The organism is Fulvivirga kasyanovii (genome assembly GCF_009711405.1).
In the GTDB taxonomy this organism is placed as follows: Bacteria; Bacteroidota; Bacteroidia; order Cytophagales; family Cyclobacteriaceae; genus Fulvivirga; species Fulvivirga kasyanovii.
This window is the reverse complement of sequence record NZ_SMLW01000435.1, coordinates 1-10,380: the sequence shown is the minus strand read 5'-3', so window position 1 is coordinate 10,380 and position 10,380 is coordinate 1. Positions and strand designations below refer to the sequence as shown.

The following is a 10,380-nucleotide window of genomic DNA, read 5'->3' as shown; positions in this document are numbered from 1 at the left end:
ATATCAGCTCATCTTTACAGTTTCTTTTTTTAGAACCTTCAGTAGCTCTTCCTTTTTCATTTCCGACCTGCCTGGAATACTTTTTCTTTTGGCTATCTGGTACAACTCACCTTTAGTTTTATCCTTCAGCTTTTCTGATTGGCCATTTGCTCTGTTTTCCTGACCATCGGATTTTTGTGTGACATTTCGGATGGCATCAAGCAACTCCTCTCTGCTCATTTTTGAACGGTTTGGTATCTCTCGCTCTGAGGCCATCTCATATAGCTCAGTCTTGGTTTTATGATCAAGTCCGTAGATCCTGTTTTGCTCTCCCCCTACAGTATAAGGTACCTGTTCATTTTCATCTGCTGCTTCCAGATCTTCTATGACCTTTTGGAGGAACTGAATGACTTTTTTTCGCTGGGTTTTTTCCGTAATACTCCATTTTTCTTTGCCGGCCCGCTTATGTGCCACTTTAAATTTTTTCCCGTCCAGACAAGTCATATAGCTATTGGCATCCAGCTTGTCTACCCGTTGGTGCGCTATAATCAGCCAATTGTATTCAGTCCCGACGGGGGCGCCAGATCCTTCCGGTGCTTTTCCTGCCCTTCTTTTTACAGTCTCATAGTACACATCCCATTCCTCAGGGGTGACCTTTCTTTCTCTCCATATACCCTGGTCGTAGTACCATTTGTGGCTTGCACCCACCTTCATCCCCGAATACCTGGAGCCTTCAAACTCTTTGAGCATATTGTATTTTTCATCTTCTTTTTTATTCTTCTCAGCCATGGTTATCCTCTCCTTTAGTTTACCTGTAAAACAAGTTAGTTTCCGAACATGTTTAGGGTATTGCCGACGGACGATCGGGTATCATGCAGAATTTTCTGGTGACACTAACTTTTTACCTGTGTTGGGCAGGCAGTTGTTAATAGCACTCGGCAAGGCAGAAGACAAGCTAGCATTAAGTAACGATAAGCGCGATTTACTGATGTTTAAAAAGTAAGTTTTACATTACATGCTTTATTTTGTGATCCGTTTGCTTACAGATTTTAAGCTTGGTCCACGGGCGGCGACTTTCTTTTTTCGTTCATTTTCAGTAAATTACCTAACAGGCTCTTAGCCACGTTTACTTCAAGAAGTGAACCCATTGATAAAAGTCAAACATAGCTGACATGGTATCATTTGAGCACTTAAACGGCATACTCAATAAAATCACTCCGGCCGGAGGCAATGATACTTTTAAAATAGAGTGTATCTACTCGGACGGACAGGGCTACACCATTTTAATGATCTCTTTCTTTAATATCCCTGACCTGAAAACCTTTGGAAGGATCGCGTTTGAGGAGGGGAGTGGCAGGGTGCAGAAGTGTGTTTTTCGAAACCATTGTTTCAGGGATTGCGGTGATATTATAGATACACTTCTGGATGTTTACAATTACCAAAGGTCTGCGTAAATTGTAGGTATCAAAGCATCATTCCCTTACCAGGGGCAACGTACAGCACCTGAAGGATCCTCCGGTAGCAGGGGCTCCGTTGAAGGGTAGCTCTATAACTTCTATGCCTGCATCTCTCATTTTTTGGTTTACCCGAGAGCACATCTCATGGTCACGGCTGATCACTGTAGTGTTGTCGAGCGAAATTACATTGGTAGCCAATTCAGCCTGCTCTTCGGAGCTAATTTCGATCAGGTGATAGTGATCTTTTATTTCCTTTGGCATTTCCCGGAAGCCATCTACATAAATAAGAGCATGGTTTTCTCCCACCGGGTTGAAGGCGCAATCCAGGTGAAGTACATTCTCACCGTCGTTCAGGCTTCGGCAATAGACCGGAACCACATTGAAATCCCTGCCAAAGTGCTGTTTGAGAAAGTCAAATCCAGCTTCATTAGTACGCTGGGATATGCCCACGAATATATGCCCTTTATCTACAATGATGTCGCCACCTTCCAGCAATATGCCGTGATCAGGAACCAATATAGATGGCTCATCACCATGCATGGTATTGATAAATGGAAAAATGCCCGTAACCTCATAGCGACGACTTTTCTTTACCATATTGCATACCACAAATTTTTTACCGATGGTGATACCGATATCCCGTGGTGTAAGCTGGTCATAAACAAACTTTCCTACGTACTGAGGTATTAATACTTCTACGCCATGCTCTTCGAGGGTTTGCTTAAAGGTTTGAAATTCAGGAATAAGTGTTTTGGCATCAGGTAGACCTTTCTTTTGCTCTTCATTCACAATTTCCACATAGCTTTGGTCGGAGCAATAGTCTTCCCACCGTCCTATGATTACTTTTTTCAGTCTGTCTGTTTCGTTAAATTGTCTTAAGGTGTTTTGTGACATTATTTTTTTAGCTCATTAAAAACATTGACCACTGCATCAAACTCCGCAACCACATCTCTTCTCCGTCCTTTTTTTACAGCACCCAAAGTTATATCATCTTGTTTTTTCTCAATAATATCAGCTACTAACTGTTGCAGGTCAGGGTAGCCGGATAGTAATTGACCTATCATCTCTTTGGCTTTCAGGCCATGCCCTGTGATGATGGATACGGCGGTATTGTCCGGCTGTAAATCTTTAATTTTCCTGATGGCTGCTATAGATATCAATGACGCCGGTTCGGGCAGCACGGCTTGTTCTTTGGCCAGTTCTTGCTCTTGTTGCAGAAAGTCCCTAAGCGTTTCCGTAATATCGTGACTATTAACTTCAACGGCCAGGCCATTGGAAGCCAAAACGGCTTTGGCAGCTTCTATGGAGTCGTACCCTTCTTCGGCAAGTATGGTACTTCCAATATTGGCATCTTCACTTTTCAGTGATAATAAGTCACACCTCTCAGGCCGGTCGGTTTGCTTTTTCTTTACAGCCTGGTATACAGGATTGGCACCCTTAATACCTGCCGAAACCATTTTGGGCAATTTTGAAATAATATTGAGCTGCTTTAGTTCTTTAAAGCCTTTCCAAATGCCTGCCAGACAGCTACCATTTGCTGTGGGCACAATTACATAATCTGGCACCTGGCCTACAAGAGGATTATTACCGAGCTGTTTAACAATTTCCACGGCAGTGGTCTTGTCACCATGTACACGGTATGGATTTCTTACTGACCAGTTGTCAAATTTGTTTCTGGAAAAGATATTCTCAGCATTTACGCGGGCAAATAACCTAAAACCGGTTTCGAAATTAGTGTTTTCATCGCCAACCACTATCACGTCAGAGCCATGCTCCCGGATAAACTCTATCTTTTCCGGGTAAGTATCGCCGGCTACAAAAGTGATGAGCTGAATGTCCAGCTTTTGGGCCAGAATAGCTGCAGAGGCGGCGGCATTGCCCGAAGAATAGATCACTGCATGGTGCAATCCACGACGCCTGGTGTTCAAAAGGGCCAGTAAAGTCTCACGATCTTTAAAGCAGCCGCTGGGGTTATTCCCTTCATTTTTTATGTAGATACGGGTGCCATATTGAGTACATAAGTTTTTCAAGTAGTGCAACGGCGTCATCCCGATCGGCTCCAGGTTATCCGGGTACCAATTCCTGAATGGCAGTGCTTTGTACTGGGCTATTCCCTGGTGATGGTCAAAGCTGTAATTGCGAAAGGATTTCATAGCCTCATCACGGTAAAATGGTGAGATTACCGGCTCTATATCCAATATGCGGTATTCATTAAACCACTCCTCAAATCTGCAGTTACAGGTGTAGTTGATGGAGTTGTTAGGTTTTCCACAATACAGGCATTTTTTTTCAAATGTAATCGAAGTATGTGATGATGTAACTACGGTTTTGGCCGGGTCTGGCTCTGGGTCTTCTTTATGTATAGGCTGTCGCAAAGAATGTTTTTTTATTAGACTATTTGCCCCACTTAACGGGTAACAATCCAGGTTATTTGGCTATCAGAAGTCAATAATTATACCGCCTTCGTATAGTAGCCATTAAGGAGGTTATACCTTTTAAGTTACGATTTTTTTGGGAGAATTTTCCCCGAAACGCTCCTCGATATGTGGAATTGTGTCATATAAAGCTAAAGCTATTTTATGCTGAGGTTTGGTTTACAAATGTTTAGGAAGTCTAAATGTAATTGTAATTCACATGGCGTTGCAATAGTGCTGCAAGCTCATTTTCGTTAGATTTGATGTATAACATATGCCAAGATGAAGCTAAACTGGTCTATCCCTCAAATGTTGAAGCCTTACTTTGAAAGAGAGCTAAGTGCCTACAGGTCCGATTTACACGCAGGTGACTTAATCGCTGCCTGGCGCCATTTGGAAAGGGCGCATATTATTGGGCAGGCTTATCCGGTGGAGCACTCCAGAGCGCATTGGGAAATGTTGAAATTTGGGATCAGGATCAAAAATATAAGAGAGATCATAGGGCAGGTGCCCAGGCTTCTTGTTGGTGGTGTGAAGTCATTTGTTGGTAAGATTCCTGTAGGTAACACGGGAGGTGCCAATGTGCCGCCGCTGAGATCCATGGAAATACCTGCTGACTTGCAGATAATTTTGAAACAGGCCGATGAACTACGATAAAAGTAATAAGAACCTTCTGAACCTGGCTTTTAACCTGAGTCTGATAACTATAATCTACAACCTTGTTGAAGGAGGCGTATCTACTTTTTATGGTTCAGAAGACGAAACCCTGGCCCTATTTGGTTTTGGGATTGACAGCTTTGTAGAAGTTATCTCAGGTCTTGGTATAGCCCATATGGTGTGGCGTATGAAGAGGTCACCTGTTGAGCGCAGGGATAAGTTTGAACGTACCGCCCTGATTATAACCGGGAGCGCATTTTATCTTCTGGTTTTAGGGCTGGTCATCGGAGCTGCCTTAAATATCTATTCGGGTGCAAAGCCACATACCACGAAAGTGGGGATCATTATTGCCATTATTTCTATTACCACCATGTATTTTTTATACAAGGCAAAAATCAAGGTTGGCAAAAAGTTAAATTCCGCACCCATCATTTCAGATGCCCATTGTACCAAAACATGCTTTTACCTGTCGTTCATCCTCCTGGGTTCGGCTTTGATCTATGAAATTTTTAAAGTCCCTTATGTGGACGCACTGGGAAGCCTGGGTATAGCGTGGTATGCATTTAGGGAGGGAAGAGAAGCCTTTGAGAAAGCCAGAACGAATGCAATGAGCTGTTCGGATGATTGCTGTTAAGATTAAAAGGCCTCTTCTTGACAGGGATTATTTCCGAGACTTATATGTTCTTATAAAATAAGAATAAAAGCCCCGGCATGAAGCACCTGCCGGGATATAGATCAAAAGGCTTGAGGGAAAGGGCCTTTAATTAAGACTTCATTTTATTGTCGATATAATTTACTGCCTGATTGATAGTTTGGAGCTTTTCAGCATCCTCGTCAGGGATACGAATATCAAAAGTCTGCTCGAATTCCATCACCAGTTCAGCATAATCAAGAGAGTCGATGCCCAGGTCTTTTACAAAGTTGGCATCCGGGGTTACTTCTGTCTCGGCTATTCCTAGCTTATCTACTAATATTTTTGTGATGGTTTCGCTTATGTTCATCTCCTGTTTTTTAAAGTAATCCGTAAATCTAGGAAATATTGTGGTTTTTCTAAAACCTTAAAAAGAACTCCGTGCCTTCATCCATTTTAGACTTCACGCCCAGCATACCCTGGTGCTGCCGCATAATCTGCCGCGAAAGGCTCAGGCCAATACCGGAACCACTTTTCTTGGTGGTGAAAAACGGAATGAAGATTTTCTCCAGTGCCTCGTCATCAATGCCGTTTCCATTGTCTTTTACACTGATTACCGGACGGCTTTTTTCATCAAAATAGGCATTAAGCTCTACCAACCGGTTGGTCTGTTCGTCAAAGGCCTGTGTAGCATTTTTTATTAGGTTGATCAGTACCTGCTCTATCAGCTCCTTGTCAGCATTGATGGTCATGTTGGCCGGGTCTACACGTATGCTGGCCTGAATGCCGTTGTCCTCAATTTCCCTTTTGAGCAGCATGAGCATTTCTTCAAGAAGCTCCCTTACATTGATTTCTGCTATTTTTGGTTTTGGGATATGCGTCAGGTTTCTGAAATCCTGCACAAATCTGATCAGGCCCTGGCTACGCTTTTTAATGGTCTGGATGGCCAGGTGGATGTCGGCAATTTCTTCGTTGGTGATCCGGTTGACTTCCTGGTCATTGTTCAATTGCTCCGTCAACTCATCTTCCACAGTGTTGGCCAGGGAAGAAATAGGGGTTACAGAGTTCATGATCTCATGGGTAAGCACACGGACCAGGTTTTGCCAGGCTTCCATTTCTTTTTCCTCCAGCTCATTCTGAATATTTTGCACCGAAACCAGCTTAAATTCCTCTCCGCGCAGTGTAAGCTCTATGGCATAAATAGCCAGTTGCACAATATCTCCACCTATCTCCAGCCGGATCAGGTCTCTGCCACCGGTTCTCAGTCTGATAAAAATGTCTACCAGGTTCTCACTTACTGATGACAAGTCCCTGATATTATCAATATTGTTGACCCTCAACAGCTTCTTGGCAGCGGTATTGATGATCTGTACCTTTCCTGAGCGGTTAAAAGTGATCAGGCCTATCCCTACATGCTGCACAATGTTTTTCAGGTACTGAAAGTCTGCTTCCTTTTCTTTTCTTACCTCACGCAGGTCGCGAAGAGCTTTGTTAAGCTCATTGTTGAGGCGGTTGGTATCTTCATTTTTAAAATCCGTTTTATAGTTGTGCGAAATGTCATCATGGCGGATGGAGTCAAGGAAGCTGATCAACTCCTCGTTATTCCTTTCCAGAGCTTTGATCAGAGAGATGATCTGCAGGCCTAATAGTACAAATACCACCAGTTCCGTTACAAAGTAACCATCATTAAAGATCAGCCACGAAAACAGGAAAATTGTCGCGGTGAGTGAGGCTACCCTAAAGAGTACGGCTTTTCTGGTATTACTAAAGTCCATGTTTTTCAAGCCTCCTATAGAGGGAGGCCCTGGTTAAGCCAAGTTCTTTGGCAGCTTTTGATATGTTACCGTTATGAATATTGATCGCCCTTTCAATGACTGACCTTTCAACTTCGTCCAGGTTCAGGTTGTCGGTTTTGAGATCCTGTGAAGAAGATTTGTTATGGGTCAGAAAAAAGAAGTCCTCCGGCTCCAGCTCAGTATTGTCACTCATGATTATAGCGCGCTCCAAAGCATGCTGAAGTTCACGGATGTTGCCCGGCCAGTCATACTTTTGCAGTTTGTATATGGTATCTTCATTGACAGAGCGGATCTCTTTTCTGTATTTTTTGGAGTAAATCTCCACGAAGTGATCAACCAATAGCGGAATATCCTCAATCCGGTCGCGCAAGGGAGGGAGTTTGATCTCCACGGTGTTGATCCTGTAAAGCAAATCCTGCCTGAAAGAACCATCGGCCACCATCTCCTGTACGGGCATATTGGTAGCACAGATAAGCCTGATATCTATGGCAACAGGATTGTTGGTGCCCAGGCGGGTTACCTGGCGGTTTTGCAGTACAGTCAATAGTTTGGACTGCAAGGGCATGCTCAGGTTACCTATCTCATCAAGGAAAAGTGTTCCCCCATTGGCGATTTCGAACCTGCCTGGCCGGTCTTCTTTGGCATCTGTAAAGGACCCTTTTTTATGCCCAAACAGTTCACTTTCAAAAAGCGATTCGGTAATAGCTCCCATGTCAACGGAAATGAAGCTGTTTTCCTTCCTCAGCGAACGCTGGTGTATGGCTCGGGCCACCAGCTCCTTACCCGTGCCGTTTTCACCCAGGATCAGCACATTGGCATCCGTTCTGGCTACTTTATCAATCAGGTTAAACACCTCTTTCAATGCCCTGCTATGGCCTATAATATCCTTGAACGGCTGATTAATGTCTTCTTCCAACTGCTTTTTAGCCTTTTTCAGCTTGTCTACTTCTTTGTACGACTTATTGAGCTTGATGGCGGTAGATATGGTAGCCAGTAGCTTTTCATTTTGCCAGGGCTTCAATACAAAATCGGTGGCCCCTTCCTTAAGTGCCCTTACGGCCATTTCCACATCACCAAAAGCGGTGATCATAATGACAACGGCAGACGGATCTTTCTCCAGGATCTGGCTCAACCAGTAAAAACCTTCCTTGCCACTGGTAATGTCCTTGCTAAAGTTCATGTCCAGCAGTATTACATCGTAAGTGTCATTATTGAGCAGGAAAGGGATCTTCTTGGGATTCTTTTCAATTATCACCTGATGGGCATGCTTCTTTAATAGCAGTTTGGCGGCTAAAAGCACATCCTCATCATCATCAATCATCAAAATTTTACCAATTTCTTTGTCCACGCAGTTGTCTTATTTAGGTTAACCAATTCTTTAGATAAAAATAGTGCCAAAGCGAATACAGTGAGCTAAGGGCATTTTGCAGGAAGTATATGTTCTTATATGCACAAAACTGACCGATTACGAACACAAATTACTGAAAATTAATTCATTTTACATCATTGGTAATCTTTAATGACTTACATAAATTTATTATTGATTAGCGGTTAGAGAATTAAATCTACAACCTGGCAAAAATCACTTGGAGGTGTTGAGTCACCTCATGAAACTACTTAACCTAACAAAACCATGAAAAGAGCATTTCTATTATTAGTTGTAATGGCCTTTGGCTTTGAGTCCTGGGCGCAATGTAACCCTTTCTATAACCTTCAGGAAGGTTCTAAATGGGAGTTGACCTCCTACAATGCAAAAGATAAAGTTACCGGCAGGCAGATCAATGAGTTGAGGTCCCTGGATGAAAAATCGAATGGCTGGATAGCAACCGTTTACTTTCAGAGTTTCGATAAAAAGGATGAGCTTGTTTATGAGAAAGAGGTTGAATTGGAGTGTGAAGATGGTGTGATTAAAATGGATATGGAGCGTTTCATTCCGGAGGAATCACTTCAGGCTTTTAAAGATATGAACATGACCGTGGAGGTAGATAACCTCGAATGGCCCTCCGACCTTTCTGTAGGCAAATCCCTTGATGACGGGGCTATTACCATCAGTGGGGACTTTATGAACATGAAGGTTGACGTAACAGACAGGAAAGTTGAAAGCAAAGAAAAGATAACCACACCGGCCGGAACCTTTGATACTTTTAAGGTGTCGTACAACGTGAAAATGAAGATGATGATGAGCCGGGAAAGTAAAGCTGTTGACTATATTGCTGAAAATGTGGGTATTGTACGTTCAGAGAGTTATAACGGCAATGGTAAGCTGATCGGCTATACACTGCTTACCATGCACGAATAAAAAAGATTATTCTTAGCGATCTTTTTTATTCAATATTTGTTATATTAGTGTTGTTGTTATTGGATGAATTAAGAATTTATCCTATTTATTTTGAGTTTTTGACCTTGGAAGTGCTCTTGACCGGAGCACTTCTTTTTTTGCTTAATTTTATCATAATGACTGCAACTTCAGTGCTGATCACCGGAGCCTCAAAGGGCATAGGTTTGACTATTGCCAGGCACCTCTCCCGAAATAATTATAAAGTTTACGGTACTTCAAGAAAGCCTGATCAGCAGTTGGCCAAAGAAAACGGCTTTACCATGTTGGCACTTGATCTTAATGATCCGGATAGCATTGAGCAGTTGGCCGGCCAATTTCCTGAGGGTGTAGACATCCTGATCAACAACGCCGGGCAGTCCCAGCTTGGCGCTTTTGAAGACATTCCCCACGAGGCGTTTCAGGGCCTGTTTGAAACAAACTTTTTCGGTACACTTAAGCTGACCCGGGCACTGCTGCCCGGAATGCGAAAGCGCGGCAAAGGCCTGATCATTAACACGAGTTCTTTGATTGCGTCATTCCCGTTGCCTTTCTATACCAGTTATACCACCTCCAAAGCGGCCCTGTCAGCTTTTAGCTTTAGTTTAAACATGGAACTCAAGCCCTTTGGGATCAATGTGGTAGTAATAGAGCCTAATGACCTTAAAACTACGATCGAACCGGAGCTATTCCTGAAGGAAGGCAGTGCCTATGCCGACAAAGTCACAAAAATGAGGGAAAAAGTGCGCACAAATATGAGCAAGTCCCAGGACGCAAGCGTGGTCACTGCTATTATTGACAAGCTTATCAAATCCAAAAATCCTAAACCGAAGTATGTGGTAGGAGGGAACTCCAACCTGTTGATATTCGCGAAGAGGTTCTTAACCTCGGCTATGCAGGTGAAGTTGACTATGGGTTCGTATAAGGATTAAGCAGGGGCAATCCCTGTCTATTCATTGCCACACCTTGAAGTTTCAAATACTCTGTAGTAAAACCACTCCGGGCGGACACCTTTTTTATTATTGGCCGCAGAATCGCTGTACTGAATTTACTACCCGTAAAAGTTCGAAAGATTTACCGTAAAACAATGAAAGGCACAAGTGATACTTGCGCCAGTTTCATTGTTTTATAC

General features: G+C 43.1%; 11 protein-coding genes. 5 read left to right on the top strand and 6 right to left on the bottom strand.

The genetic code is table 11. The features are described 5' to 3' along the window. Positions 1-3: 3 nt before the first annotated feature. Positions 4-768, bottom strand: coding sequence for a Rho termination factor N-terminal domain-containing protein (locus E1163_RS06690; protein ID WP_155170664.1), 765 nt, complete (start codon positions 766-768; stop codon positions 4-6). 383 nt (positions 769-1,151) lie between these two features. Here E1163_RS06690 and E1163_RS06685 point away from each other — a divergent pair, with 383 nt between their 5' ends. Beyond that, entirely contained in the window at positions 1,152-1,433 is a 282-nt protein-coding gene (locus tag E1163_RS06685) for a hypothetical protein (protein ID WP_155170663.1), read from the top strand. Between the two features lie 18 nt (positions 1,434-1,451). On the opposite strand, the gene E1163_RS06680 is transcribed toward E1163_RS06685, so the two are convergent. Together E1163_RS06680 and E1163_RS06675 are read right to left on the bottom strand one after the other, a co-directional pair. Beyond that, complete coding sequence (locus E1163_RS06680; RefSeq protein WP_155170662.1) at positions 1,452-2,330, bottom strand: dimethylarginine dimethylaminohydrolase family protein; 879 nt, start codon at positions 2,328-2,330, stop codon at positions 1,452-1,454. Beyond that, complete coding sequence (locus tag E1163_RS06675) at positions 2,330-3,811, bottom strand: pyridoxal-phosphate dependent enzyme (RefSeq protein ID WP_155170661.1); 1,482 nt, start codon at positions 3,809-3,811, stop codon at positions 2,330-2,332. The genes E1163_RS06680 and E1163_RS06675 overlap by 1 nt, the downstream gene beginning before the upstream one ends. A gap of 321 nt (positions 3,812-4,132) precedes the next feature. Here E1163_RS06675 and E1163_RS06670 point away from each other — a divergent pair, with 321 nt between their 5' ends. Together E1163_RS06670 and E1163_RS06665 are read left to right on the top strand one after the other, a co-directional pair. Beyond that, complete coding sequence (locus E1163_RS06670) at positions 4,133-4,507, top strand: DUF3703 domain-containing protein (RefSeq protein WP_155170660.1); 375 nt, start codon at positions 4,133-4,135, stop codon at positions 4,505-4,507. Next, on the top strand, positions 4,494-5,141 hold the full coding sequence (locus tag E1163_RS06665; protein WP_155170659.1) for a cation efflux transmembrane domain-containing protein: 648 nt from the start codon (positions 4,494-4,496) through the stop codon (positions 5,139-5,141). The genes E1163_RS06670 and E1163_RS06665 overlap by 14 nt, the downstream gene beginning before the upstream one ends. A gap of 130 nt (positions 5,142-5,271) precedes the next feature. Here E1163_RS06665 and E1163_RS06660 read toward each other — a convergent pair whose 3' ends face one another. The 3 genes from E1163_RS06660 to E1163_RS06650 are packed head-to-tail and all read right to left on the bottom strand — an operon-like array spanning position 5,272 to position 8,255. Next, positions 5,272-5,508 carry an acyl carrier protein gene (locus tag E1163_RS06660; protein ID WP_155170658.1) on the bottom strand — a complete coding sequence of 79 codons (237 nt, stop codon included), beginning with the start codon at positions 5,506-5,508 and terminating at the stop codon, positions 5,272-5,274. Between the two features lie 49 nt (positions 5,509-5,557). Then, a complete protein-coding gene (locus tag E1163_RS06655) occupies positions 5,558-6,913 on the bottom strand; it encodes a sensor histidine kinase (protein ID WP_155170657.1) in 1,356 nt (451 codons plus the stop codon). Beyond that, a complete protein-coding gene (locus E1163_RS06650; RefSeq protein WP_155170665.1) occupies positions 6,903-8,255 on the bottom strand; it encodes a sigma-54-dependent transcriptional regulator in 1,353 nt (450 codons plus the stop codon). Before E1163_RS06650 ends, E1163_RS06655 begins: the two co-directional genes overlap by 11 nt. A 312-nt stretch (positions 8,256-8,567) precedes the next feature. Here E1163_RS06650 and E1163_RS06645 point away from each other — a divergent pair, with 312 nt between their 5' ends. Beyond that, positions 8,568-9,233, top strand: a complete 666-nt coding sequence (locus E1163_RS06645; RefSeq protein ID WP_155170656.1) for a TapB family protein — start codon at positions 8,568-8,570, stop codon at positions 9,231-9,233. Positions 9,234-9,388: 155 nt separating this feature from the next. Further along, a complete protein-coding gene (locus E1163_RS06640; RefSeq protein ID WP_155170655.1) occupies positions 9,389-10,180 on the top strand; it encodes an SDR family oxidoreductase in 792 nt (263 codons plus the stop codon). The last annotated feature ends 200 nt before the right edge of the window (positions 10,181-10,380 follow it).